The following is a 24,997-nucleotide window of genomic DNA, read 5'->3' as shown; positions in this document are numbered from 1 at the left end:
CCCATCGCCGACCCGCTCGGACACCGTCTCCCTAGGAGGAGGCGCCCGATCCCTTGGCGAACTTCTCCCACTGCGCCGTGACGACCTCCGGCGGTACGGCGCCGAAGTCCTTGATGTCGAGAATGTCGGAGCGGAACGAGAGCGTGACCGCGCCGGAGCGGATCACCGTCAGGTACTTGTACAGCGAGAGGTTCTTCTCCTTCACGTCCTGGACCACGATCCGGTACGCCAGCGCCTCGTCCCCGAGCTTCGGCGCCTGGACCGCCTCCACCTTGAGGACCTTGCCCTCGGCCAGCATCCGGTCCTCGGTGTAGCCGCCCGCGCAGCTCTTGCCCGCGGCGGCCAGGGACTTCAGGGCCGCGTCGGCGGCGGTCCCGTCCTTGTACGAGCGCAGCAGGATGTCGGTGCCGACGCCCGTCAGCTCACCGGGCACGCTCGTGTGCGCGTACGCCTGGGCGGTGTGGCCCGCCTTGCCGAGGCTGGTCAGCGGCGCGCAGACCGCGGGGGTGACCTCGTAGGACTCGTTGATCGGCTCGTCCAGGACCGGTTCGCCCGCCTGGTAGGGGCCGGTCGTCTCGCCGGCGGCGAGGGCGAGGGCCTTCAGCCGGTCCGCGCCGGGTCCCGGGGCCGCGGGGGGCACCGGGGTCGGCGCGCCCTGCGCGCTGGGGGCCCCGGTGCGGGGCGCGGGCACGCCCGTCTCCTTGTCCGCCCGGTCGGAGCCGCCGCAGGCGGTGGCTCCGACCAGGAGCAGCGCCCCGAGGGCGGCCCCCGTCGCGCGCCGGACCGTCGTGTTGCCCACCCTGTACATCGTGTCCCCGTCCCCTTCGGATCATGTCGAGGGGACGATTGTCCGACAGGCGTCCGACGGGTCAGCGGATGGGTCGGTGCACGTTCTTGTGCGCGGAGGGGCCGGGGGTGGCGTCGGCGATCCACGGGCCGTCGCCGGAGGGGTCCAGGACGCCCTCCTCCAACCAGGTGTAGACGCCGCCGAGGACGCCTTCGACCACGGTGCGGTCGAGGTCGTCGGTGTTGTCCCAGAGCCGGCCGAAGAGCTCCTCGACCCGCAGCCGGGACTGCCGGCAGAAGGCGTCGGCCAGTTGGTAGGCCTCGCGACCGTGGTCGCCGGTGGCGCGCAGGTGCTCGGCGCGCACGCAGGCCGCGCTCATCGCGAAGAGCTCGGCCCCGATGTCCACGATCCGGCCGAGGAAGCCCTGTTTGGTCTCCATCCGGCCCTGCCAGCGGGACATGGCGTAGAAGGTCGAGCGGGCGAGTTTGCGGGCGCCGCGCTCGACGTACCGCAGGTGGGTGGCGAGGTCGGGGTGACCGCTCGGGTGGAAGGCCCGGTAGGTGCCGGGGACCTGGCCGGCGCCGGTCGCCAGTTTGGGCAGCCAGCGGGCGTAGAAGCCGGCGGCCCGGGCGCCGGCCCTGGCCTTGTCGCCGAGCGCCTTGTCGGGGTCGATCAGGTCGCCCGCGACCGAGAGGTGGGCGTCGACGGCCTCGCGGGCGATCAGGAGGTGCATGATCTCGGTGGATCCCTCGAAGATCCGGTTGATGCGCAGGTCGCGGAGCATCTGTTCGGCGGGGACGGCGCGTTCGCCGCGCGCGGCGAGGGACTCCGCGGTCTCGAAGCCGCGGCCGCCGCGGATCTGGACCAGTTCGTCGGCCATCAGACAGGCCATCTCGCTGCCGTACAGCTTGGCCAGCGCGGCTTCGATGCGGATGTCGTTGCGGTCCTCGTCGGCCATCTGGGAGGCGAGGTCGACCATCGCCTCCAGCGCGAAGGTGGTGGCCGCGATGAAGGAGATCTTGGCGCCTACGGCCTCGTGCCGGGCGACCGGGCGGCCCCACTGCTCGCGCACCCCGGACCATTCGCGGGCGATCTTCAGGCACCACTTGCCCGCGCCGACGCACATCGCGGGCAGCGACAGCCGGCCGGTGTTGAGGGTGGTCAGGGCGATCTTGAGACCGGCGCCCTCGGGGCCGATCCGGTGGGCGGCCGGGACCCGCACCTTGTGCAGCCGGGTGACGCCGTTCTCCAGCCCGCGCAGGCCCATGAAGGCGTTGCGGTGCTCGACGGTGACGCCCGGCGAGTCCGCTTCGACGACGAAGGCGGTGATGCCGCCCTTGTGCCCGTCGGACTTCGGCACCCGGGCCATGACGACGAGCAGGTCGGCGACCACGCCGTTGGTGGTCCAGAGCTTCACGCCGTCCAGGACGTAGGCGTCGTCGCCGTCGGGCACGGCCGTGGTGGCGAGCCGGGCCGGGTCGGATCCGACGTCCGGTTCGGTGAGCAGGAAGGCGCTGATGTCGGTGCGGGCGCAGCGCGGCAGGAAGAGGTCGCGCTGTTCCTGGGTGCCGAAGAGCTTGAGCGGCTGCGGCACGCCGATCGACTGGTGTGCGGAGAGCAGGGCGCCGATGGCCGGGCTGACGGAGCCGACCAGGGCCAGTGCCTTGTTGTAGTAGACCTGGGTGAGGCCGAGGCCCCCGTACTTGGTGTCGATCTTCATCCCGAGGGCGCCGAGCTCCTTGAGCCCGCGCACGGTCTCGTCGGGGATCTTCGCCTCGCGCTCGATGCGGGCGCTGTCGATCTCGGTCTCGCAGAAGGCGCGCAGCCGCTCCAGGAAGGCCTCGCCGCGCCGGACGTCCTCGTCGGCGGGGAGCGGGTGCGGATGGATCAGGTCGAGCCGGAACCGTCCCAGGAAGAGTTCCTTGGCGAAGCTGGGCTTGCGCCAGTCCTGCTCCCGGGCCGCCTCCGCGACCTGCCGGGCCTCGCGCTCGGTCACCTTGGGCTGTGTTGCGGACATGCGCAGCTCACCTCGCCGCCGAATCGGATGATCAGGTGATTACCGGTCGGTGCTACCAGTGAGTCGTACCCGCTTCGGGCGCGGGGGAAAAGGGGCCGGGCAAAAGAGGGACGGCCCGAACCCCCGCACAGTGGGTTCGGGCCGTCGGCTCATCGCCGTACGAGTCGGCTCAGATGTCGAGGCCCGTGAGGACCAGGACGCGCTCGTAGGTGTAGTCGTCCATGGCGTAGCGGACGCCCTCGCGGCCCACGCCGGACTGCTTGACCCCGCCGTACGGCATCTGGTCGGCGCGGTAGGAGGGGGCGTCGCCCACGATCACGCCGCCGACCTCCAGCTCGCGGTGGGCGCGGAAGGCGGTCTGGATGTTCCGCGTGAAGACGCCGGTCTGCAGGCCGAACTTCGAGTCGTTGACGGCGGCGAAGGCCTCGTCGACGCCCTCGACCTTCCGCAGGGTCAGGACCGGTCCGAAGACCTCTTCGCAGGCCAGCTTGACGCCCGCGGGCAGCTCGGCGATCACGGTGGGCTCGTACGAGGCGCCCTCGCGCTTGCCACCGGTCAGCAGCTTGGCACCCGCGGCCACGGCCTCGTCCACCCAGGACTCGACGCGCTTGGCGGCGTCCTCGGAGACCAGCGGGCCGACGTCGGTGCCCGCGTCGGACGGGTCGCCGGTGACCTGGGCCTGGACCTTCGCGACGACCTTCTCGACCAGGCGGTCGTAGACGGTGGCGTCGGCGATCACGCGCTGCACCGAGATGCAGGACTGGCCGGCCTGGTAGTTCGAGAAGGTCGCGATGCGGGTCGCGGCCCAGTCGAGGTCGGCCTCGGAGGACCAGTCGTCCAGGACGACGGCCGCGGCGTTGCCGCCCAGCTCCAGGGTGCAGTGCTTGTGGGGCACCGACTGCTGGATGGCGTAGCCGACGGTGTCGGAACCCGTGAAGGAGATGACGGGCAGCCGCTCGTCCTTGACCAGGGCCGGCATCTTGTCGTTGGCCACGGGGAGCACGGACCAGGAACCGGCCGGGAGGTCGGTCTCGGCGAGCAGCTCGCCCAGGATCAGGCCGGAGAGCGGGGTGGCCGGGGCCGGCTTCAGGATGATCGGCGCGCCGACGGCGATGGCCGGGGCCACCTTGTGGGCGCACAGGTTCAGCGGGAAGTTGAACGGCGCGATGCCGAGGACCGGGCCCTTGACGAAGCGGCGGGTCAGGGCGAGGCGGCCGACGCCGCCGGCGTCGGTGTCCAGGCGCTGGGCGTCACCGCCGTTGAAGCGGCGGGCCTCCTCGGCGGCGAAGCGGAACACGGAGACGGCGCGGCCGACCTCGCCGCGGGCCCACTTGATGGGCTTGCCGTTCTCGGCGGAGATCAGCTGGGCGATCTCCTCGGTGCGCTCGGCGAGCCGCTTGGACACGTGGTCCAGGGCGGCGGCCCGTACGTGGGCGGGGGTCGCCGAGAACTCCGCGGTCACGGCGTGGGCGGCCGCCACGGCCTCCTCGACCTGCGCGTCGGTGGGCACGCTGACGGTGCCCACGACGCGGCCGTCCCAGGGGGACGTGACGTCGAAGCTGTCCTCGCCGGTGGCCTGGCGACCGGCGAGCCAGAAGGCGTGGGTGGAAGTCATGGCGAATCCCGGCCCTTCGGAGTGTGTGCGGAGTCCTTGTCCCTCCCACCGTAGGACTCCGCCGCGGATTCGGCGCTTGTCCGGCGTGGAGTGGCGCCCGGGCGTGGTGCGCCGGTTTGTCAGGGGACGACCCGGCCCGGCCCGCACCCGCCGACCGGCGGGCTTCCGGGCGCGGGGTCAGGACGGGGCGTCGGTGCCCGCGACCTTCAGGGCGAGCCACAGCTCCATCCGGACGTCCGGATCGTCCAGGGAGCGGCCCAGGATCTCCTCGACCCGGCGCATCCGGTAGCGCAGCGTGTGCCGGTGCACCCCGAGGTCGGCGGCGGCCGCGTCCCACTGGCCGTGCCGGGAGAGCCAGGCCCGCAGGGAGGCGACCAGGTCCCCGCGGCCGATGGCGTCGTGGTCGATCAGGGCGCGCAGCGTCCCGTCCGCGAAGGCCCGTACCGCGTCGTCGGCGAGCAGCGGCAGCACGGATCCCGCCGCCAGGTCGTCGTGCTCGACCAGTGGGCGGCCGCGCCGCCGGGCGACGACGAGGGCCTGGTCGGCCTGCTTGTAGGCGGCCGCGGCGCTCGCGGAGCCCGCGGGCGCGGACAGGCCGACGACGAGTTCGTCGGGCTCCGCTCCCGTCGTATCGCGCCCGCGCCGTGATTCGAGGGCTTCGGCGTGGTCCGCCACGGCCGCGGCGGCCGCTCCCCCGTCCGCGGCGAGCACGACCAGCCGGCCGGGCTCGTTGACCACCAGCAGGGCCTCGCCGCTGCGGGCCGCCGCCGACTCCACGGCGTCGGCGAGCAGCGCGAGCCCCTCGGGCTGCGCCGTGCCCGCCAGGGCGGGTTCGGCGATGACGAGGCGGAAGGGCGCGTCGAGGAGTACGCCGTACAGGTCGCCGGCGACGGCCCGGGCGTGCGCGGTCTCCCCGTCCAGCAGCAGCCGCAGCACGGCCGAGCCGAGCCGGGATTCGGCGTCGTGGAGGGAGCGGGAGCGTTCGGTGGTGAGGGTGAGGAGGGCGACCGCGGAGTGCACGGCGTACCGCTCGGCGGTGCCCAGCGGGGCTCCCGTCCCGACGGCGAGGGCGCCGCGGGCGCGCCGGCCCGTGCCCAGGGACTGGAGCTCGACCCGGTCCTCGGAACCGCCGACGACGGCGCTGGCGGGGGCGGGCCGCTCGCGCAGCCGCTCGACGTCGGGGGTGAGCCGGGCGGCCCGCCGGGCGGCCCAGTCGGGGGCGGCGGCGACGACGGCGCCGGAGGTGTCGTAGAGGGCGGCCCAGCCGTGCACGTGCGCGGCGAGCTTGGCCAGGAGCTCGGCCGGGCCGTCGGCGGAGAGGGCGGCCCGGGTCAGCTCGCGCTGGGCCTCGAAGCCGGCGGTGACGGCCCGGTACTGGTCGGCGGCCAGGGCCGCGGAGACGGCTTTGCTGATGGCGAGGAAGGGGGTGCGCCGCGGCACCTCCAGCAGGGGGAGGTCCTCGGCACGGGCCGCCTCGACGAGCGCCTCGGGGACCGCCTCGTAGTTGACGCCGACCGCGAAGCCGAGGCCGACGACGCCGGCGGCGGCGAGCCTGCGGACGTAGCGGAGCATCTCCTCGGGATCCTCCGCGTCCAGCTTCATCGCGGTGATCAGCAGGAGCTCGCCGCCCTCCATGTAGGGGACGGGATCGGCCAGCTCGCTGACGTGGGCCCACCGGACGGGGGTGTCCAGGCGGCTCTCCCCCGCCCGGACGCTGAGCTTGAGCGCCGAGTGCTGGACGAGCGAGGCGAGGGTGAGCGGCATCGGATACCAGCGGCCTTAGGGCGGAGGGGGAATTTCGCCGTGTCGTACGAACGACACCTCTCGATTCTGCCACCTCGTACGGGTCGCCGAACCCGCCTCAGCCGAGGAGTGAGACGAGGAGCGGCGCCGCCCTCTCGCCGTCCACCGAGGTCAGCGAGAGCACGGCATGGCCCGGTGGCACGGTGTTGGCCAGGGCAGAGGCGGACCAACGCTCGCGTTCCACCTGCCGCACGGTGACGGCATCCGTGGTGACCGCCTTGCCGGTGATCAGCTTGCGCACCGTGTTGATGAACCGGGTCATGGGCTGGTCGGCGTAGACCGTCCGGCTCGTGACGTCGCGGGTCTCCACCAGCTCGGTCCCCCAAGCGTCGGCGAACCACTTTCCGTCCCAGGTGGTGACACCGGAGAAGGCCATCCGGCAGCCGACGGCGCCGAGCAGCGGAGTGCGCAGCGGTTCCGGTACATCGTCCAGCGTGCGCAAGGTCAGGAGCACCCCGGCGTTGGCAGCGCGTAGCCGCTGGATACCGCGGATGGTTCCCGAGGTGAGGGTGTGCGAGGCGTCGTCGATGGCGAGGAAGGCGAAGAGGGAGCGGTCGCCGCGCGCCGCGACCGCGGCGTTGAACTGCGCGAGCAGCAACCGGGCCAGCAGACGGGAGGCATCCGCGTGGCCGCGCTCGGGGAGGTCGATACGGACCCGGACGGGGTGCTCCAGGGCGCGCAGGGAGAAGGGCCGCCCGGCGCCGGAGGTGTCGAAGAAGCCGTGGAAGGCGGGTCGGTCCAGGAGGGCGACCCGGTCGGCGAGGGCCGGGCCGGGGTCCCCGTGGGCCCCGTGCTGCCGGGTCCTGGCGTCAAGGTCGCGCAGCATGTCCTGGCGGCCCGCGTTCTCCAACTCCTGGCGCAGCGCGCCGAGCGTGGCGGGTCCCCCGTCAAGGAGTTCGCGCAGCTCCGGCACGGCGGGGAAGCGTTCGTACGCCGCCCGGAAGGGCCCGATGAGCTGGGCGAGGACGGTGGCGCACCGGCGTACGTCGATGCCCGGGACGTCGCCGACGAAGGCCTCGGCGAGCACGTGGGCGGCCTCATCGGGATCGGTGGTGCCGCCGTAGAGGTCGAGGTCGTGGACGGAGGCCGGGTCTCCGGGGCGCACCACGATGTCGTAGGCGCTGTCGGATCCGAGCGGCGAACCGGCGGCGGTGACGGCGATCAGTGCGGCCTCGCCGGCCAGTGCCTGGAGCATCAGCGATTCGACGGCGGGCCGCACCAGCCGGGTGGTCTTGCCCGCTCCCGATGGGCCGACGGCCAGCACCGAGGTGCCCAGCACGCGCGGGTCGAGGGCCAGGCCGGTGCCGCGCCGGTCGTGCGGGTTGGGTTCCGCCTGGGTCACGCCGCCGAGGCGGACCTGGGCGACGGTCAGGTCGTGGTTGGCGGTGCGCGCGGGCAGGTCACGGGCCCCGGAGGGGTGCGCGCAGGCAGCGGCGCCCTTGTCCCGTACGGCCCGGACGAAAGCCGAGTGGCGCGCGGGGTCGGCCAGGACGGAGTCCCAGGCCCGGCGGATCCGCACGTGATCGACGTCGTTCATCCGCCCGGCGGCAGCCTCACCGGCCAGCCGGTCGGCGACCTCCGACAGCCCGGCTGCACGCAGCTGCGGCCACGCGGCGGGGTCATCGGGACCGCCGGGGGCGACCGGGAGGGGTTCGCTGGGCGCGGCGGGGCCCGCGATGACCGACCGCACTAGGCCCGGCCAGTCCCCCATGCGTCCGAAGAAGAAGGCGATGGGGAAGTAGATCACCACGTAGAGGACGAAGGTGATGACCGAGCTGACGACTGGGTCGATTTCCGCGTACGGGAGGTGGCCAAAGGCAAGCGGATAGACCGGCAGGACCTGGTACGCGATCAGCAGGAAGACGAGGAAGGCGCCCGCAGCGGCGCCCAGCGCGCGGTACCAGGGGCCGCGCTCGGCGATCAGGCGATCGAAGGCCGCGCGCCACCCTCCGATCTTGGCGAAGCCGAGGAACAGGCCCACCGTGACCAACAGCTCGTAGAGCTCTAGGGCTACCCGGCCCGGGTCGCCGGCGGGGACGGACACCAATTCCCCGGTCCACCAGCTGTCGGGGGTGAAGTAGTAGAGCGGAGCACCGAGCAGGGGGAGCTTCCCGTCGAGGAAGGCCTGCCAGCACACGAAGAAGACGAGGAAGGCGACGACGACGCGGGTGAGCACTGACCGGTCGGTGTCGGGCCGCTTCGGCGCGGCCGGAACGTGGCCGTAGCGCCACACGCCCGGTCCCGCGGCGGGACGCGGGACGCGGAGCCAGGCCGCAAAGGGAGAGGAGGCGGGAGCATCGGAAGCGGTCCGCGCGCCCACGACCGTTCCCGGGGCGTATCCAGGCACGGGCGGCGGGACGGTGGCAGGACGGGGCGGCAGCCCCTCGGGCAGGGGCGGCGGAGGCCCCGCCGGGCGGGGTACCTGGGTCGGGCCCGGTACGGCCCGGGCCGTGCCGGGGTCCGGCGTGTCGTACGCACCGTGCGTCCCGTCGGTGTCCATGAACCCCAAGCCCCCTGCCCGTTCGCTGCGCTGCGCGCGGCCGTGCCGCGGGCTCAATCTAGTCGCCGGGAGCGCTCGGCGACCCGTACCCCGCCATGATCCACACGGCGCGCGCCGGATCCCTCCTATGGCCGCCACGGACAAGGACACGCGGGCACCACTCCCTATCGGAGCATGCCCTACCCCCTCCCCCGGGCCTAGCCTGCGGACAAAGACACAAGTGCGTCCGAAAACACCCCCCAGGAGCCCCCTATGACCGCTGTCCCGCAGGAGCGCCGCATCGTCACCGCGATCCCCGGCCCCAAGTCGCAGGAGCTGCAGGCCCGCCGCCTCCAGACGGTGGCCGGTGGCGTGGGCTCCGTGCTCCCCGTCTTCACGGCCCGTGCGGGCGGCGGCATCATCGAGGACGTCGACGGCAACCGCCTGATCGACTTCGGCTCCGGCATCGCCGTGACCTCGGTCGGCGCCTCCGCCGAGGCCGTCGTGCGCCGCGCCGCCGCGCAGCTCGCCAACTTCACGCACACCTGTTTCATGGTCACGCCGTACGAGGGTTACGTCGAGGTCTGCGAGGCGCTGGCCGAGCTGACCCCGGGCGACCACGCCAAGAAGTCGGCCCTGTTCAACTCGGGCGCCGAGGCCGTCGAGAACGCGGTGAAGATCGCCCGCTCGTACACCAAGCGCCAGGCCGTCGTCGTCTTCGACCACGGCTACCACGGCCGCACCAACCTGACCATGGGCATGACGGCGAAGAACATGCCGTACAAGCAGGGCTTCGGCCCCTTCGCCCCCGAGGTCTACCGCGTCCCGGTCGCCTACGGCTACCGCTGGCCGACCGGTGCGGAGAACTGCGGCCCCGAGGCCGCCGCGCAGGCGATCGACCAGATCGTCAAGCAGGTCGGCGCCGAGAACGTCGCCGCGATCATCATCGAGCCGGTGCTCGGCGAGGGCGGCTTCATCGAGCCGGCCAAGGGCTTCCTGCCCGCGATCGTGCAGTTCGCGAACGACAACGGCATCGTCTTCGTCGCCGACGAGATCCAGTCCGGCTTCTGCCGCACCGGCCAGTGGTTCGCGTGCGAGGACGAGGGCATCGTCCCGGACCTGATCACCACCGCCAAGGGCATCGCGGGCGGTCTGCCGCTCGCCGCCGTGACGGGCCGCGCCGAGATCATGGACGCCGCGCACGCGGGCGGCCTGGGCGGCACCTACGGCGGCAACCCGGTGGCCTGCGCCGGTGCGCTCGGCTCCATCGAGACGATGAAGGAGCTCGACCTCAACGCCAAGGCGAAGCGGATCGAGTCCGTGATGAAGGCCCGCCTGACGGCGATGGCGGAGAAGTTCGACATCATCGGCGACATCCGTGGTCGCGGCGCGATGATCGCGGTCGAGCTGGTCACCGACCGCGCGACCAAGGAGCCGAACGCGGCCGCCGCGGGCGCCCTGGCCAAGGCCTGCCACGCCGAGGGCCTGATGGTCCTCACCTGTGGCACCTACGGCAACGTGCTGCGCTTCCTGCCCCCGATCGTGATCGGCGAGGACCTGCTGAACGAGGGCCTGGACATCATCGAGGCCGCGTTCGCGGGCGTCTGAGGCCGCGTCATGGGGATCGTCGTGGAGGTCCGGGCGAACACCCGAGCACCACGCTCGATCCCCTGCTCGATCGATACCGGCGGTAACGGTCGGGCGCTGTGAAGAAGGTGTGGGGGGCCGATGGCGGGAGCGCGTTCTCGCTGTCGGTCCCCCTTTCGCTGCCGTACGGTTTCTGCAGATGAGTGAAACAGCCCGCCCGCGGAATTCCACGGGCGACCCTGGTAACGGGCTTCCCCAGCGCCGTACTGGGCATGCGTTCGCGCACACTCCTCACCGATCGGACAGCCGTTCGCTCCAAACCCCCCGGGGTGGGCGGCAACCCGGTCCGGGCGGCCGCCCCGGAACCACCCCCCCTGTTCCGGGGCGGCCGGCCACCTCCTCCTTCCGCTCGCCCCGCTCCCTGCTCGCGCTCGGCGCCGCCTCCTGGGCCGCCTTCGCGCTGATCACCTGGCAGGTGCTGGCCGCGGGCCCACTGCTCACCCCGGACGCGCGGATCAGCCGCGCCGTGGTGCGCACCGTCCCCGACTCGGTCACCGAGCGCCTCGCCGACCTCGGCAACGTCGAGGTCGCCGTACCGGTCCTGTTGCTCGCCATGGCGTACGCCGGCCGCCGCTCCCGGCGGTGGTGGCCCGCGCTGGCCGCGGGGCTCGCCATGGCCCTGGTCCCGGCCCTGATCGTGCCGCTCAAGGAGTGGACCGCCCGGCCGGGGCCGCTGGAGCCGTGGGCCACCGGGTACTTCCCCTCCGGCCACACCGCCACCTCGACCGTCGCCTATCTGGGCGCCGCCCTGCTGCTCGCTCCGCACGCGCGTCGCCCGTGGCCGATGGCCGTGGCCCTGCTGCTCGCGGGGGCCACGGCCGTCGGCCTGGTGCTGCGGGGGTTCCACTGGCCGCTGGACGTGCTGGCCAGTTGGCTGCTGTGCCTGCCGCTCCTGTTGGGCGTGGGCGCGGTCAGCCGAAGTACGCGTGGAAGTTCTTCGAGAACTCCCAACCTCCGAACCGGTCCCAGTTGACGGACCAGGTCATCAGGCCGCGCAGCGCGGGCCAGCTGCCGTGGGTCTGGTAGCTCCCGCAGTTCGTCTTCTTCGTCAGGCAGTCGAGCGCCTTGTTGACCTCGGCGGGCGCGGTGTAGCCGTTGCCCGCGTTGGTGGTGGCCGGGAGGCCGATGGCCACCTGGTCCGGGCGCAGCGGCGGGAAGACGCGCGCGGTGTTGCCCGCGACCGGGAAGCCGGTGAGCAGCATGTCGGTCATGGCGATGTGGAAGTCCGCGCCGCCCATCGAGTGGTACTGGTTGTCGAGGCCCATGATCGAGCCCGAGTTGTAGTCCTGGACGTGGAGCAGGGTGAGGTCGTCGCGCAGGGCGTGGATCACCGGCAGGTAGGCCCCGGCGCGCGGGTCCTGGCCGCCCCAGGGGCCGGATCCGTAGTACTGGTAGCCCAGTTGGACGAAGAAGGTCTCGGGGGCCATGGTCAGGACGAAGTCCGGACCGTACTTGGCCTTGAGGGTCTTCACCGCCGCGATCAGATTGACGATCACCGGTGTGGTGGGGCTGCGGAAGTCGGTGTCGCCGGTGGCCAGGGAGAGCGAGTGGCCCTCGAAGTCGATGTCGAGCCCGTTGAGCCCGTATTCGTCGATGATCTTGCTGACCGAGGAGACGAAGGCGTCCCGGGCGGCGGTGGTGGCCAGTTGGACCTGGCCGTTCTGGCCGCCGATGGAGATCAGCACCTTCTTGCCCGCCGCCTGCTTGGCCTTGATGGCCGCCTTGAACTCGGCGGGACTCTCCACGCCCGGGCATTCGCTGACCGGGCAGAGCTGGAAGCGGATGTCGCCCGAGGTCACCGAGGTCGGTTCGCCGAAGGCGAGGTTGATGACGTCCCAGGAGGCGGGTACGTCGGCCATCTTGAGGTAGCCGGACCCGTTGGCGAAGCTCGCGTGGAGGTAGCCGACCAGGGCGTGCGCGGGCAGGCCCGGGTTGCCGGGGTTGCCGCCGCCGGTGGTGCTCGCCGAGAGGGTCGCGCTCCGCGGGGACTCCCCCGCCGCGTTCCTCGCGCCGACCTGGAAGGCGTACGTCGTGGACGCGGCCAGACCCGTGACGGTCGCGGAGGTCCCGGTGACCTGGAGGGGCGCCGCGCCCTCCCGGTAGACGGTGTAGCCGGTGGCTCCGGCGACTGCGGACCAGGACAGGGTCAGCGCGCTCGCGGTGGCGCCGGAGGCGGTCAGGCCGGTGGGGGCGGCCGGGGGCTGGGGCTGGCCGGGGCCGGTGCCGCCGGGATCGGGGCCGACCAGGGTGAGGTCGTCGGTGAGGACGGGGCCCTGGCCGTACCAGCCGTGGGTCCAGACGGTCACCGAGGTGGTGGCGGGGCCGGTGCGGAAGGTGGTGGTCAGCTGCTTCCAGGCGCTCGGGGACTGGGTCCAGGTGGACACGTCGGTGGTGCCGGTGCCGGTCGCGCCGAGGTAGGCGTAGCCGCCCTGCACCCAGGCGCCGAGCGTGTAGGTCGAGTCCGGCTTGACGGTGACGCTCTGGGCGCACTGGGCGTAGTCCTGGCCCGCCGGGGTGGCCTTGAGGGCGGAACTCCCGCCGTGGACGGGGTTGCTGACGACGGCTCCGCTGCCCGCCGAGCAGTTCCAACCGTCGAGGCCCGCCTCGAAGCCGCCGTTGCGGGCGAGATCCGCGTCGGCGGCCGCGGCCGGCGGGCCCGCGGTCAGCAGACCGGCCACCGCCAGGGCGGTGGCCGTAAGTATGGACAGTCTTCTGCGCACAACTGCCTCCGGTGCATGGGGGGATGGAGGGGAGTAGCGGCGCCCAAGATGGTCCAGACCAATGCCCTTGTCAAGAGTTCCGATCCTCCTTCGCAGCCGCGGCCCCGGCCACCTGCGCCGCCGCCTCGTGCATCGCCAGCTCCAGCACCACCGGATCGGTGAGCGTGCCGTGGCCGTCGGGCACCACCAGCCAGCGCACGCCGCCGGTGGCCCGACCGGGGTAGGGCACCACGATCCAGGTGCCGCGCCCGGCGCCGCGCACGCCCGTACCGAGCCAGCGCGAGGCGGTCCCCGCGGGCACGAAGAAGCCCAGCCGGGCGTCGCCGAAATCGGCGAGCACCGGGCCGGGCTTCTCGATGAGCAGGTTCAGGACGTCGAGGGTGGCCTGCCCGAGCTCCCCGGGCAGGATCAGCACGTCCCAGCGCCGGCCGGCGGGCAGCAGGGTCACCCCGAGGGGGTTGCGCTCCCACTCCCACCGGCACGCCTCGGGATCCGGCGCCACCGACACCAGCCACTCCACCGCGGTCTTCGTCCCCGGGACTGTCATCGCCCGGCCTCCGATCACTCCGTGTCGAGGAAGGTCCTCGTCCGGAGAGAGCGGGGTCGGGGGCGATGATGACGCGGGTTTCGTTACTCCGTGGTAGTGAAGCGGGTCACACGGCGCTGACGGTGGTGCGCCGGGCGCTTCACCATTTCATCCGGGTATCGGGGTATCGGGTCATGTGCTCATCGGGTCACCGCACGAGCACATGACCGGCGGGCCGGCGCCTGCGGCCGTCAGCTGTCGAAGCCGAGGCCGAAGCGGTCCAGCGTCTTGAGCCACAGGTTGCGGTGCCCGCCCCGCGCGTCGGAGCGCGCCAGGGACCACTTCGTCAGCGCGATCCCGGTCCAGGCGAACGGCTCGGGCGGGAAGGGCAGCGGCTTGCTGCGCACCATCTCCAGCCCGGTGCGCTCCCCCCGTACGCCGTCCAGCAGGTCCAGCATGACGTCCGCGCCGAAGCGGGTGGCGCCCACGCCGAGTCCGGTGAAGCCGGCGGCGTAGGCCACCTTGCCCGCGTGCGCGGTGCCGAAGAAGGCCGAGAACCGCGAGCAGGTGTCGATCGCCCCGCCCCAGGCGTGGCTGAATCGCACCCCCTCCAGCTGGGGGAAGCAGGTGAAGAACTGCTCCGCGAGCTTGAGGTAGGTCTCGGGACGGTGGTCGCGCTCCGGGTCGAGCCGGCCGCCGTAGGGGTAGATGGCGTCGTAGCCGCCCCACAGGATCCGGTGGTCGGGGGTGATCCGGAAGTAGTGGAACTGGTTGGCGCTGTCGCCGAGTCCCTGCCGGTTCTTCCAGCCGATGGCGGCCAGCTGCTCGGCGTTCAGCGGCTCGGTCATCAGCGCGTAGTCGTAGACCGGCACGGTGAACGGGCGGATCCGCTTGACCAGGCTGGGGAAGATGTTGGTGCCCAGCGCGACCCTGCGCGCGAAGACCCGGCCGTAGGGGGTGCGTACGGCCATCCCGGCGCCGGAGGCGGCCAGGTCCAGGCCGCGCGTGTGCTCGTAGATCCGCACCCCGAGCTCCAGGCAGGCCCGCTTGAGGCCCCAGGCGAGCTTGGCCGGATTCAACATGGCCACGCCCTCGCGGTCCCAGAGGCCGCCGAGGAAGGTCGGCGAGTCGACCTCGGCGCGCAGCGCGTCGCGCTCCAGCCATTCGGAGCCGTCGGCGAGACCGAGGCGCTGCGCCTCCTGGTGGAGTTCGAGCAGCTCCTCGACCTGGTGGGGTTCGGTGGCGACGTCGATCTCACCGGTGCGCTCGAAGTCGCAGTCGATGGAGTAGCGGGCGACCGCGGCCTCGATCCCGTCGAGGTTGCGCGCGCCGAGCTCCTCCAGCTTGGCCAGCTCTCCCGGCCAGCGGGCCAGGCCGTTGGCGAGGCCGTGGGTGAGGGAGGCGGCGCAGAAGCCGCCGTTGCGGCCCGAGGCGGCCCAGCCCGCCTCGTTCCCTTCGATCAGGACGACGTCCCGGCCGGGGTCGCGCTCCTTGGCGATGAGCGCGGTCCACAGTCCGCTGTAGCCGCCGCCGATGACGAGCAGGTCGCAGCGCTCGTCGCCGGTGAGGGCGGGCTCGGGGGCGGGCTTGCCGGGGTCGTCCAGCCAGTACGAGACCGGCAGTGCTTCGGAAAGTGATCGTGCAGCGGTGCGCATGGCGACTGGGGCCATGTCTTCCAACTCCCTACGGAATACGGACTACGGACTACGGATTGCGGTTGCGCGGCCGGCGCCGTACCGGGACGGCGCTCTACTTGGGTTGCGCCTTCTTGCGGCGGTTGCCGATCATCATGCCGGCGAGGACCACCAGCACCGCGATGACGAACATCGCCGTACCGATGACGTTGATCTGCACGGGCGTACCGCGCTGCGCCGAGCCCCACACGAACATGGGGAAGGTCACGGTGTTGCCCGAGTTGAAGTTGGTGATGATGAAGTCGTCGAAGGAGAGCGCGAAGGAGAGCAGCGCGCCCGCCGCGATGCCGGGGGCGGCGATCGGCAGGGTGACCCGCAGGAAGGTCTGGACGGGGCCCGCGTAGAGGTCGCGGGCGGCCTCCTCCAGCCGCGGGTCCATCGACAGGACACGGGCCTTGACGGCGGCGACGACGAAGCTGAGGCAGAACATGATGTGGGCGATCAGGATCGTCCAGAAGCCCAGCTGGATGCCCATGTTGAGGAAGAGGGCGAGCAGCGAGGCGGCCATCACGATCTCGGGCATGGCCATCGGCAGGAAGATCAGCGAGTTGACCGCGCCGCGCGCCCGGAAGCGGTAGCGGACCAGGGCGAAGGCGATCGCCGTGCCGAGGACGGTCGCGCCGAGGGTGGCCCACACCGCGATCTGGAGCGAGAGCGAGAGCGAGCCGCACATGTCGGCGACCCCGCAGGGGTCCTTCCACGCGTCGAGCGAGAACTCCTGCCAGGCGTAGTTGAAGCGCCCGGTGGGGTTGTTGAAGGAGAAGACCGTGACGACGACGTTCGGCAGGATCATGTAGGCGAGCGTGCCGAGGCCCGCGATGACGACGAGGTCGCGCCGGAGCCGCGTGAGGAGCGTACGCATCAGACCAGGTCCTCCGTTCCCGCTCGGCGGATGTAGATAGTGACCATGACCAGCACGATGGCCATGAGGATGAAGGACAGCGCGGCCGCGGTCGGGTAGTCGAGGATCCGCAGGTACTGCGACTGGATGACGTTGCCGATCATGCGGGTGTCGGTGGAGCCGAGCAGTTCCGCGTTGACGTAGTCGCCGCTCGCCGGGATGAAGGTGAGCAGGGTCCCGGAGACCACGCCCGGCATCGACAGCGGGAAGGTGACCTTGCGGAAGGTGGTGAAGGGGCGCGCGTACAGGTCCCCGGCCGCCTCGTGCAGGCGGGTGTCGATCCGCTCCAGCGAGGAGTAGAGCGGCAGGATCATGAAGGGGAGGAAGTTGTACGTCAGACCGCAGACCACGGCGAGCGGGGTGGCGAGCACCCGGTCGCCCTCGGTCATCCCGAGCCAGCTGGTGACGTCGAGGAACCCGATCTTGTTCAGGACGCCGACCACCGGACCGCCGTCGGCCAGGATCGTCTTCCAGGCCAGGGTGCGGATCAGGAAGCTCGTGAAGAACGGCGCGATGACCAGGATGAGCAGCAGGTTGCGCCAGCGGCCCGCCCGGAAGGCGATCAGGTAGGCCAGGGGGTAGCCGAGCAGCAGGCACAGCGCGGTCGCCGTGCCGGCGTAGAGCAGCGAGCGCAGGAACTGCGGGTAGTACTCGGTGAAGGCGTCCCAGTAGGTCTGGAAGTGCCAGGTGACCTTGAAGCCCTCCTCCAGCGAACCGGTCTGCACCGAGGTGGAGGCCTGGTAGACCATCGGCAGGACGAAGAACACGAGCAGCCACAGGATGCCGGGGAGCAGCAGCCAGTACGGGACGAGCCGCTTGCGCATCGAGGGCTTGTGGACCGGGGGCTCGGCGGCCGCCCGGGGCGGGGCTTCGGTGGCGGTCATACCCCCTCCTCCACCGTGAGCGCGCCCGCGTCGATGTCCTGGGCGGCGTCCAGGCCGAAGGTGTGCTCGGGGTTCCAGTGCAGGATCACCTCGGCGCCGGGGGTCAGGCGCGCGTCCCGCTCGATGTTCTGGGCGTAGACCTCCAGCTCGGGGCAGACCGGGCTGTCGATGACGAACTGGGTGGAGACCCCGATGAAGGAGGAGTCGACGATCCGGCCGGGCACCTTGTTGCGGCCGGCCCCGATCGTGTGCTCCTCGTCCGCGTGGGCCAGGGAGATCTTCTCGGGACGCACTCCGACCAGCAGCTTTCCGCCGGTGCGGGGCGTGGTCGAACATCGCGCCGCGGGCAGCCTGAGCTTCGTACCCGCCGAGCTGACGGTGATGTCGTCGGCGCCGGCCGCCAGGACCTCGGCCTCGATGAGGTTGGAGGTGCCGAGGAAGTTGGCGACGAAGGTGGTGCGCGGGTTCTCGTACAGCTCGGCGGGCGCGCCGAGCTGCTCGACCCGGCCGCCGTTCATCACGGCGACGGTGTCGGCCATGGTCATGGCCTCTTCCTGGTCGTGCGTGACGTGCACGAAGGTGATGCCCACCTCGGTCTGGATGCGCTTGAGCTCCAGCTGCATCTGGCGGCGCAGCTTGAGGTCGAGGGCGCCGAGCGGCTCGTCGAGGAGCAGCACCTGCGGGTGGTTGATCAGGGCGCGGGCGACGGCGACGCGCTGCTGCTGGCCGCCGGAGAGCTGGTGCGGCTTGCGCTGGGCGAACTGGCCGAGCTGGACCAGCTCCAGCATGTCGTCGACCTGCTTCTTGACGGACTTGATGCCGCGCCGGCGCAGGCCGAAGGCGATGTTCTCGGTGACGTCGAGGTGGGGGAAGAGCGCGTAGCTCTGGAAGACGGTGTTGACCGGGCGCTTGTAGGGCGGCAGGTGCGTGACCGCGGTGTCGCCGAGGTGGACCGTGCCGGTCGAGGGCTCCTCCAGGCCGGCGATCATGCGCAGGGTGGTGGTCTTCCCGCAGCCGGAGGCGCCGAGCAGGGCGAAGAAGGAGCCCTGGGGGATGGTGAGATCGAGCGGGTGCACGGCGGTGAAGGAGCCGTAGTGCTTGCTGATCCCGGTGAGGCGGACGTCGCCGCCCTCGGTCTTGTCAGTCATGGAGGGATCCCGGAGTTGGGTGCGGTCAAGGGGCCGGAGGGGGAGCCGAGGCCGGGCCGGGCGGGCCCGGCCGGCGCGCTAGGGGGTGTCTGACGGATGTGCGTGGGGAAGGAGCGGTGTCCGGTGCGTGCTCTCGGCGCGGCGACCGGAAGTCCGCGTACTGGACGTACTCGGGCTTTCGGTCGGTGCGGCGAGAGTGCGTGCCGGGCGCCGCGACGCCGCGGACATCCGGCAGACAGCCCCTAGGCGCCGATGAGCTTGGTGAACTTCTCCTCGTACGCCGTCTCTTCCTCACCGGTGAGGGAACGGAAGGCGTGGGACTTGGCGGTCATCGCCTTGTCCGGGACGATCAGCGTGTTGTCCGCGAGCGCGGGATCGATCTTGGCGAGGTCTTCCTTGACGCCCTCGACCGGGCAGACGTAACTGATGTACGCGGCCAGCTGGGCGGCGACGGGCAGCTCGTAGTAGTAGTCCATGAGCTTCTCGGCGTTCGCCTTGTGCCGGGCGTGGGCCGGGACCAGCATGTTGTCGCTGGAGGTGATGTAACCGGCCGCGGGGATCGCGTACTTGATGTCGGGGTTGCCGGCCTGGAGCTGGATGATGTCGCCCGCCCAGGCGAGGCAGGCGGCGATGTCGCCCTTGTCGAGGTCCGCGGTGTAGTCGTTGCCGGTGAAGCGGCGGATCTGCTTGCTGTCGACGCCCTTCTGGAGCCGGCCGATGGCGCCGTCGAAGTCCGCGGTGGTGAAGCTCGCCGGGTCCTTGCCCTGGTCGAGGAGGGTCATGCCGACGCTGTCGCGCATCTCGGTGAGGAAGCCCACCCGGCCCTTGAGCGTGGGGTCGTCCAGGAGCTGGGTGACGGAGTCGACCTTCTTGCCGTCGGTGGCCTTGGAGTTGTAGGCGATGACGGTCGAGATGCCGGTCCAGGGGTAGCTGTAGGAGCGGCCGGGGTCCCAGTCGGGGCTGCGGAACTGCGGTGACAGGTTCGCGAAGGCGTGCGGGAGCAGCGCGGGGTCGAGCTTCTGCGCCCAGCCGAGCCGGATGATGCGGGCGGCGAGCCAGTCGGTGACGACGATCAGGTCGCGGCCGGTGTCCTGGCCGGCCGCGAGCTGGGGGCGGATCTTGCCGAAGAACTCGACGTTGTCGTTGATGTCCTCGGTGTACTTGACCTTGATGCCGGTGCGCTTGGTGAAGGCGTCCAGCGTGGGGCGGGTCTTCTCGTCGTCGCTGGTGTCCATGTACTCGGTCCAGTTGGAGAAGTTGATCTCCTTCTCCCGGTCCGAGCGGTCGTCCGAGGCCGCCTGCTCGCCCGTACCGGCCCGCTTGGCGGGCGGGATGCCACAGGCGCTCAGCGTCGAGAGACCGCCGAGGGTGAGCGCTCCGACTCCGGAGGCGCGCAGCAGCGAGCGGCGGGTCAGGGCGCCGCGACCGCTGGTGAGACTGCGCCGCATCGCGGCGAGCTGCGCCGCCGAGAGGCGGTCGGGCTCGAACTGCTCCATGAGCTGTGCCCTTTCGGGAGGTGTGGGCCGCTGGTCAGGCAGCGTGGGTTATCTGTCCCCGAAGATCGTGCGGTGCCAGTCCTTCTCGGCGACCGCCGTGATGTCGTACATGACGTGCTTGACCTGCGTGTACTCCTCGAAGGAGTAAGCGCTCATGTCCTTTCCGAAACCACTCGCCTTGTAGCCTCCGTGGGGCATTTCGCTGATGATCGGAATGTGGTCGTTGACCCAGACGCAGCCGGCCTTCAGCTCCCGGGTGGCCCGGCCGGCGCGGTAGACGTCGCGGCTCCAGGCGGAGGCCGCGAGGCCGTACGGGGTGTCGTTGGCCAGGGCGATGCCCTCGTCGTCGCCGTCGAAGGGCAGCACGACGAGCACCGGGCCGAAGATCTCCGACTGCACGACCTCGCTGTCCTGGGCCGCGCCGGAGATCAGCGTGGGCCGGTAGTAGGCGCCCTCCGCGAGGTCCCCGCCGGGGATCTCGCCGCCGGTGACGACGGTGGCGTAGCCGCGGGCGCGCTCGACGAAGCCGGCGACCCGGTCGCGCTGCGCGTGCGAGACCAGCGGGCCCAGGTCGGTCGTGGGGGCGAAGGGGTCGCCCAGGCGGACGGTCTCCATCAGTTCGGCCACCCGGGCGACGAAGGCGTCGTGGAGCGGGCGCTGGACGTAGGCGCGGGTGGCCGCGGTGCAGTCCTGGCCGGTGTTGATCAGGGAGGCGGCCACCGCGCCGTGGGCCGCGGCCTCCAGGTCGGCGTCGTCGAAGACCAGGAAGGGGGCCTTGCCGCCGAGCTCCAGGTGGAGCCGCTTGACGGTGGCGGTGGCGATCTCGGCGACCCGCTTGCCGACCCCGGTGGATCCGGTGAAGGAGGTCATGACCACGTCGGGGTGGCCCACCAGGTGCTCGCCCGCGGTCCGGCCCGCGCCTGTGACGATGTTGATCACCCCGTCGGGGATCCCGGCGCGCTGGGCCGCCTGGGCGAACATCAGCGAGGTGAGGGGGGTCAGCTCGGCCGGCTTCAGGACGATCGTGTTGCCCGCGGCGATCGCCGGGAGGATCTTCCAGGCGGCCATCTGGAGCGGATAGTTCCAGGGCGCGATGGAGCCGACCACGCCGATCGCCTCGCGGCGTACGGAGGAGGTGTGGTCGCCCGAGTACTCGGCGGCGGCCTGGCCCTGGAGGTGGCGGGCGGCGCCCGCGAAGAAGGCGGTGTTGTCGATGGTCCCCGGTACGTCGAACTCCGTGGACAGCTTGATCGGCTTCCCGCACTGCAAGGACTCGGCCCAGGCGAAGTCCGCGGCCTCTTCGGCCAGCACGGCGGCGAGCCGGTGCAGGGCGTCGGAGCGCTCGCCCGGGGTGGCCCCCGACCAGCCGGGGAAGGCCCGCTTGGCGGCGGCCACGGCGTCGTCGACGTCGGTCGTGCTCGCCAGTTCGTAGGTGAAGACCTCTTGGCCGGTGGCCGGGTCGACGACGGTGTGTGACGCGCCCGAGGTGCCGGCCCTCAGCCGGCCGTCGATGTATTGCGCGCCGTCTGCGAATCGGTCTTTGACCTGGAAGCGGTTGCCCATCGCGCTCTCCGTAGCTACAGCTCGAATTGACTGCCGATCCTGGCAGAGGGGCTGCCCTCCGCCAAGTGATTCCGTCGTTGCCTTTTGATTACGCGACGGAATCGGTCGACCATGTGTCGAGGCGGACCTCAAATCCTTTACGAAGTGTCAGTGGTGGCTGCCAGACTCGCGTGCATGGAACGGATCGACGAACTGATCGAGCAGGTCAACCGGGGTGAACGAGTCAAGTATCTGCCGTTCTGGGGACACACGCCCCGGCACGACGGGACGCTCGGGCCGAGCTGCCTGAGTCAGTGGTGGCCCGCGCCCTTCACTGTGGGTGAGGTCCGCTACACCACCGCCGAGCACTGGATGATGGCCGAGAAGGCACGGCTGTTCAAGGACGCGGAGGCGGAGCGCGCGGCGCTGACCGCCACCAGCCCCGCCGCGGCGAAGAAGGCGGGGCGCCTCGTGCGCGGCTTCGACGCGGACACCTGGGAGCGCGAGCGGTTCGGGATCGTGGTGGCGGGCAGCGCGGCCAAGTTCGCCTCCTCGCCGGAGCTGCGCGGCTACCTCCTGGGCACCGGGCAGCGGGTCCTGGTGGAAGCCTCGCCGGTGGACCGGATCTGGGGGATCGGGCTGGCGCCGGACGACCCGGGGGCGCTGCATCCGGCACTCTGGCGCGGGCTGAACCTGCTGGGCTTCGCGCTGATGGCGGCCCGGGAGCAGCTGGCCGCGCAGGGCTGAGCGGCTGACCGCGCAGGGCTGAGCCGCTCGGCCGGAAGGGGGTGGCGGCCCGGCTAAAAGGCGTGGCGGCCCGCCGACGGCTCCTCCTAGAGTGAGGGCGTGTCCAGGTGCGCAGGCAGGACCTACTTCCACTCTTAATGGGGCGGTCGCGGGTTCGAGTCCCGTCACCGGCTTCGGGCCGGTGTAGCTCAGTTGGTAGAGCACCATGCGGTTCCGCCGCCGTGATCTCTGGACGCACACGCTTCGCACCTCCCGGTGCGCGGGCTGCGGCTCCTTCTTCCACGAAATCACGCCGCCGCCCATTCGATCTCGGGAGGCGCGCGTGGAGGATGCCCGGTGCGCAGGCGACGGTTCCTTCTGGATCGACGTGCCGCGGGTTCGAATCCCGCCCGGCTCCGGCCGGTAGCTCAGTCCGGTAGAGCGAGCGACAACACCGTCACCGACTCGATCTCGGGCATCCCCCACGCGCGCCTCCCCGATCGTTCACTCATTGCCATGAATTCGGGGGGATTCACATGTCTCGTTTCAACCGCCGCACGCCCGCGCCCGCGCCCGCCGCGTCGGGCGCCCCGCACTCGCCTATCCGGTCCACCGGGCAGGTCGCCGCGACCGCTCTGGGCGCGGTGGGCCGACTGCGTGACGCGCGCTCCGAACTCTTCCTGCTGGCCGTCGCCAACTTCGTGACCCAGCGGACCTTCCACGAGGACGCCGGGCGGCGCGACGACCGCTACACCGCGCTGGTGCGCGAGCTGGCGGTCGAGGACCCGCAGTGGACCGCCGGGCTGCTCGGTTGGCTGCGCGGGGAGGGCAACATGCGCACCGCGGCCCTCGTCGGCGCGGCCGAGTACGTCAAGGCCCGGCTCGACGCGCCGCAGGCGTCGTCCGCCACGGCGCAGGCGCAGGCCCAGGCGCCGTCGCAGGCGCAGGCGCCCTCGAACCGGCAGGTCATCGACTCGGTGCTGCGGCGGGCCGACGAGCCCGGTGAGCTGCTCGCGTACTGGACGGCCGTGCACGGCCGCAACGTGCCCAAGCCCGTCAAGCGGGGCGTCGCCGACGCCGTGCGCCGGCTCTACTCCGCCTCCTCCCTGCTGAAGTACGACACCGCCACCAAGGGCTTCCGCTTCGGCGACGTCCTCAACCTCGTGCACGCCGTGCCCGATCCCGCCAAGCCCTGGCAGGGGGAGCTGTTCCGGTACGCCCTCGACCGGCGCCACCACCCGGAGTCCGCGGTCCTGCCCGAGGGGGCCCGTACCCTGGCCGCCCACCAGGCGCTCATGGAGCTGCCGGTCGCCGAGCGGCGGACCGTGGTCACCGGGCCCGGCGGCGCCGAGCGGCTCGCCGCGGCGGGGATGACCTGGGAGGCGCTGGCCGGCTGGTTGCAAGGACCGCTGGACGCGGCCGCCTGGGAGGCGGTCATCCCCTCGATGGGGACGATGGCGCTGCTGCGCAACCTGCGCAACTTCGACGGGGCGGGGGTCGGCGACGAGGTGGCGGCCTCCGTCGCGGAGCGGATCAGCGACCCGGAGGCGGTCGCCCGCTCCCGGCAGTTCCCCTTCCGCTTCCTGGCCGCCTACCAGCACGCGCCCTCGCTGCGCTGGGCCTATCCGCTGGAGCGGGCCCTGGGGCACTCGCTGGCCGCCGTTCCGGCGCTGCCCGGCCGGACGCTGGTCCTGGTCGACCGTTCGGGGTCGATGTGGTCCCGGCTGTCGGACCGCTCGCAGCTCAACCGGGCGGACGCGGCGGCGGTGTTCGGCGCGGCGTTGGCGCTCCGGGCGGCCGACGCGGACCTGGTCCAATTCGGCACGGGCAGCGCGCCGGTGGCGTACGCCGCGGGCGAGTCGGTACTGAAGGTGCTGGAGCGGTTCGGCGACCTCGGCGGGACCAACACCACCGAGGCGGTGCGGCGCCACTACGCCGGGCACGACCGGGTGCTGATCGTCACCGACGAGCAGGCCGCCCGCCACCACGCCGGGGACCCGACCGAGCAGGTGCCGGCGGAGGTTCCGGTCTACACCTGGAACCTGGCCGGATACCAGGTGGGGCACGGCCCCTCGGGCGGCGCCAACCGGCACGTCTTCGGCGGCCTCACCGATGCCGCGTTCCGCATGGTGTCCCTGCTGGAGGCCGGGCGCGAGGCGCGGTGGCCCTGGGAGGCATAGGAACGGCGGACCGGGGCGGGGCCCGAACGGGCTCGGCCCCGGGGCGCGAGCCGACCGGGGCCGCCCGTGGGGCTCAGGTGCCGAAGGGGGTCTCGGAGACCGTGGCCGGGTAGTCGCGCCGCGTTCCGTAGGGGTCCCGCGCGTTCTCGTCCATGATCCCGGTCAGGACCGCCGCGAGCATGAGCCCGCCCAGCACGATCCCGACGATGCCGAGGATCAGGCCGGCCAGCGCCATGCCGCCGTTGTCGGCCTCGCCGCGCCCGGCTCGTTGCCGCCCGAGTGCGCCGAAGACCACCGCCACGACGCCCATGACGACGGCGAACACGCTGGTGATGCAGCCGACCACCGACAGGATGCCGAGGACCAGGGCGGTGACGCCGAATCCGTTGCGCGGGGCGGCGTAACCGCCCGGGTAGCCCGGCTGGCCCGGGTATCCGGGATAGCCCGGGTAGCCCTGGTATCCGGGGTACCCCGGATGGCCGCCCTGGTCGGGCTGGGTCGGGTACCCGTAGGCACCGGCCCCGGGCGGGGCGGGCTGCGCCGGGTACCCGTAGGCGGGCGCCGACGGCGCCCCACCCGGTATCTGGCCCGCTCCCGGTATCGGGGCGAATCCGGGGGCCGGCTGCGACGGCGGCTGCCCGAAGGGACCGCCCGTGCTCTCGCCCCCCGGCATGCCGACGACCGTCGGCTGGTCGTGCACGCGCGACGGATCCGGCGCGCCCGGCGCGGGAGCGCCCCCCGGCGCGCCCTGCTGCTTGCCCAGATCCACCGCGGGCCGCTCCGGCGGCGCCCACGGGTCGATGGGCTCGGGGCTGTGTTCGGTCATGCGACG

At 72.0% G+C, this 24,997-nt stretch carries 18 protein-coding genes and 1 tRNA gene; 5 read left to right on the top strand and 14 right to left on the bottom strand.

Going from position 1 to position 24,997, the window contains the following annotated elements:
* Positions 1-31: 31 nt before the first annotated feature.
* The 5 genes from ACIQWR_RS04045 to ACIQWR_RS04025 all read right to left on the bottom strand — a co-directional run bounded on the left by ACIQWR_RS04045 (position 32) and on the right by ACIQWR_RS04025 (position 8,455).
* Positions 32-799 (bottom strand): hypothetical protein, encoded by a 768-nt coding sequence (locus tag ACIQWR_RS04045; protein WP_404004956.1) that lies wholly within the window; start codon positions 797-799, stop codon positions 32-34.
* A 70-nt stretch (positions 800-869) separates the two neighbouring features.
* Positions 870-2,804, bottom strand: a complete 1,935-nt coding sequence (locus tag ACIQWR_RS04040) for an acyl-CoA dehydrogenase family protein (RefSeq protein ID WP_404004955.1) — start codon at positions 2,802-2,804, stop codon at positions 870-872.
* 169 nt (positions 2,805-2,973) lie between these two features.
* On the bottom strand, positions 2,974-4,419 hold the full coding sequence (locus ACIQWR_RS04035) for an aldehyde dehydrogenase family protein (protein WP_399265805.1): 1,446 nt from the start codon (positions 4,417-4,419) through the stop codon (positions 2,974-2,976).
* Positions 4,420-4,596: 177 nt separating this feature from the next.
* Positions 4,597-6,183, bottom strand: a complete 1,587-nt coding sequence (locus ACIQWR_RS04030; protein WP_404004953.1) for a PucR family transcriptional regulator — start codon at positions 6,181-6,183, stop codon at positions 4,597-4,599.
* A gap of 97 nt (positions 6,184-6,280) precedes the next feature.
* Positions 6,281-8,455 carry an ATP/GTP-binding protein gene (locus tag ACIQWR_RS04025; RefSeq protein WP_404004952.1) on the bottom strand — a complete coding sequence of 725 codons (2,175 nt, stop codon included), beginning with the start codon at positions 8,453-8,455 and terminating at the stop codon, positions 6,281-6,283.
* A gap of 519 nt (positions 8,456-8,974) precedes the next feature.
* Here ACIQWR_RS04025 and gabT point away from each other — a divergent pair.
* Together gabT and ACIQWR_RS04015 are read left to right on the top strand one after the other, a co-directional pair.
* Entirely contained in the window at positions 8,975-10,309 is a 1,335-nt protein-coding gene (gene gabT, locus ACIQWR_RS04020) for a 4-aminobutyrate--2-oxoglutarate transaminase (protein WP_404004950.1), read from the top strand.
* A 454-nt stretch (positions 10,310-10,763) separates the two neighbouring features.
* Positions 10,764-11,321, top strand: coding sequence for a phosphatase PAP2 family protein (locus ACIQWR_RS04015; protein WP_404004949.1), 558 nt, complete (start codon positions 10,764-10,766; stop codon positions 11,319-11,321).
* Here the strand turns inward: ACIQWR_RS04015 and ACIQWR_RS04010 are convergent.
* The 8 genes from ACIQWR_RS04010 to ACIQWR_RS03975 all read right to left on the bottom strand — a co-directional run bounded on the left by ACIQWR_RS04010 (position 11,260) and on the right by ACIQWR_RS03975 (position 21,280).
* Positions 11,260-13,056, bottom strand: a complete 1,797-nt coding sequence (locus ACIQWR_RS04010) for a chitinase (protein WP_404005046.1) — start codon at positions 13,054-13,056, stop codon at positions 11,260-11,262. The two genes, ACIQWR_RS04015 and ACIQWR_RS04010, sit on opposite strands and share 62 nt — an antisense overlap.
* A gap of 82 nt (positions 13,057-13,138) precedes the next feature.
* Positions 13,139-13,615: a hypothetical protein gene (locus ACIQWR_RS04005; RefSeq protein WP_404004947.1), complete on the bottom strand. Its 477-nt coding sequence runs from the start codon at positions 13,613-13,615 to the stop codon at positions 13,139-13,141.
* A gap of 230 nt (positions 13,616-13,845) precedes the next feature.
* Positions 13,846-15,264 (bottom strand): NAD(P)/FAD-dependent oxidoreductase, encoded by a 1,419-nt coding sequence (locus ACIQWR_RS04000; protein WP_404004946.1) that lies wholly within the window; start codon positions 15,262-15,264, stop codon positions 13,846-13,848.
* A 79-nt stretch (positions 15,265-15,343) separates the two neighbouring features.
* Entirely contained in the window at positions 15,344-16,150 is an 807-nt protein-coding gene (locus ACIQWR_RS03995; protein ID WP_404004944.1) for an ABC transporter permease, read from the bottom strand.
* Entirely contained in the window at positions 16,150-17,073 is a 924-nt protein-coding gene (locus ACIQWR_RS03990; RefSeq protein ID WP_404004943.1) for an ABC transporter permease, read from the bottom strand. Before ACIQWR_RS03990 ends, ACIQWR_RS03995 begins: the two co-directional genes overlap by 1 nt.
* Positions 17,070-18,221, bottom strand: coding sequence for an ABC transporter ATP-binding protein (locus ACIQWR_RS03985; protein ID WP_404004941.1), 1,152 nt, complete (start codon positions 18,219-18,221; stop codon positions 17,070-17,072). Before ACIQWR_RS03985 ends, ACIQWR_RS03990 begins: the two co-directional genes overlap by 4 nt.
* A gap of 242 nt (positions 18,222-18,463) precedes the next feature.
* On the bottom strand, positions 18,464-19,717 hold the full coding sequence (locus ACIQWR_RS03980) for a spermidine/putrescine ABC transporter substrate-binding protein (protein WP_404004939.1): 1,254 nt from the start codon (positions 19,715-19,717) through the stop codon (positions 18,464-18,466).
* A gap of 48 nt (positions 19,718-19,765) precedes the next feature.
* The gene (locus tag ACIQWR_RS03975) at positions 19,766-21,280 is read right to left on the bottom strand and encodes a gamma-aminobutyraldehyde dehydrogenase (RefSeq protein ID WP_404004937.1); all 1,515 of its coding nucleotides are present in this window, start codon (positions 21,278-21,280) and stop codon (positions 19,766-19,768) included.
* 174 nt (positions 21,281-21,454) lie between these two features.
* Here ACIQWR_RS03975 and ACIQWR_RS03970 point away from each other — a divergent pair, with 174 nt between their 5' ends.
* From ACIQWR_RS03970 to ACIQWR_RS03960, 3 genes are all read left to right on the top strand, one after another.
* Positions 21,455-22,006 carry an NADAR family protein gene (locus ACIQWR_RS03970; RefSeq protein WP_404004936.1) on the top strand — a complete coding sequence of 184 codons (552 nt, stop codon included), beginning with the start codon at positions 21,455-21,457 and terminating at the stop codon, positions 22,004-22,006.
* A 96-nt stretch (positions 22,007-22,102) separates the two neighbouring features.
* Positions 22,103-22,176, top strand: a tRNA-Lys gene (locus ACIQWR_RS03965).
* A gap of 345 nt (positions 22,177-22,521) precedes the next feature.
* Complete coding sequence (locus ACIQWR_RS03960) at positions 22,522-24,165, top strand: TROVE domain-containing protein (RefSeq protein ID WP_404004935.1); 1,644 nt, start codon at positions 22,522-22,524, stop codon at positions 24,163-24,165.
* Positions 24,166-24,238: 73 nt separating this feature from the next.
* On the opposite strand, the gene ACIQWR_RS03955 is transcribed toward ACIQWR_RS03960, so the two are convergent.
* On the bottom strand, positions 24,239-24,991 hold the full coding sequence (locus ACIQWR_RS03955) for a DUF4190 domain-containing protein (protein ID WP_404004934.1): 753 nt from the start codon (positions 24,989-24,991) through the stop codon (positions 24,239-24,241).
* Positions 24,992-24,997 lie beyond the last annotated feature (6 nt).

It is taken from the genome of Streptomyces sp. NPDC098789 (genome assembly GCF_044759975.1).
GTDB lineage: Bacteria > Actinomycetota > Actinomycetes > Streptomycetales > Streptomycetaceae > Streptomyces.
The sequence above is the reverse complement of the archived record's forward strand: the minus strand, read 5'-3'. Positions and strand labels throughout refer to the sequence as shown.